The organism is Gluconacetobacter azotocaptans (assembly GCF_014174355.1).
In the GTDB taxonomy this organism is placed as follows: domain Bacteria; phylum Pseudomonadota; class Alphaproteobacteria; order Acetobacterales; family Acetobacteraceae; genus Gluconacetobacter; species Gluconacetobacter azotocaptans.
Window position 1 is genome coordinate 1 of record NZ_JABEQF010000056.1, and the last position, 593, is coordinate 593.

A 593-nucleotide genomic window follows, 5' to 3' on the forward strand; every position below is an offset into this window, starting at 1 on the left:
GGCGCGACCCTGGACCGGCTGGCCACCTGGATGCGCGAGGCCGGGATGTCGGCGCGGATCGACGCGGCGGGCAATCTGCTCGGCCGCTATGAAGGGCTGGCCGCCGATGCGCCGGCGCTGCTGATCGGCTCGCATGTCGACAGCGTGCGCGACGGCGGGCGCTATGACGGCATGCTGGGGGTGATGCTGGGGATCGAGGCGGTGGCGGGCTTCGCCGCGCGCGGCCGGCGCTTTCCCTTCGCGCTGGAGGTGATCGGCTTCGGCGACGAGGAGGGCTCGCGCTTTCCGGTCTCGATGCTGGCCACCCGCGCCGTCGCCGGCGCGCTGGACGGGCAGGACCTCGATCTGCGCGACAGCGCGGGGACGACGCTGGCCGAGGCCCTGGCGTCCTTCGGGCTGGACATCGCGCAACTGCTCGCCGCCGCCCGGCGGCGGGACGGGATCGTGGCCTATGTCGAGGCCCATATCGAACAGGGCCCGGTGCTGGAGGCCGAGGACCGCGCGCTGGGCGTGGTCAGCGCCATCGCCGCGCAATACCGCTTCCGCGCCGTAGTGGGCGGGGTGGCCGGCCACGCCGGGACGATGGCGATGCA

1 protein-coding gene is annotated in these 593 nt (G+C 74.2%); it reads left to right on the forward strand.

From position 1 onward, the window contains the following. Positions 1 to 593: M20/M25/M40 family metallo-hydrolase (locus HLH34_RS19100; RefSeq protein ID WP_183121140.1), on the forward strand; the 593-nt coding region annotated here is incomplete at both ends.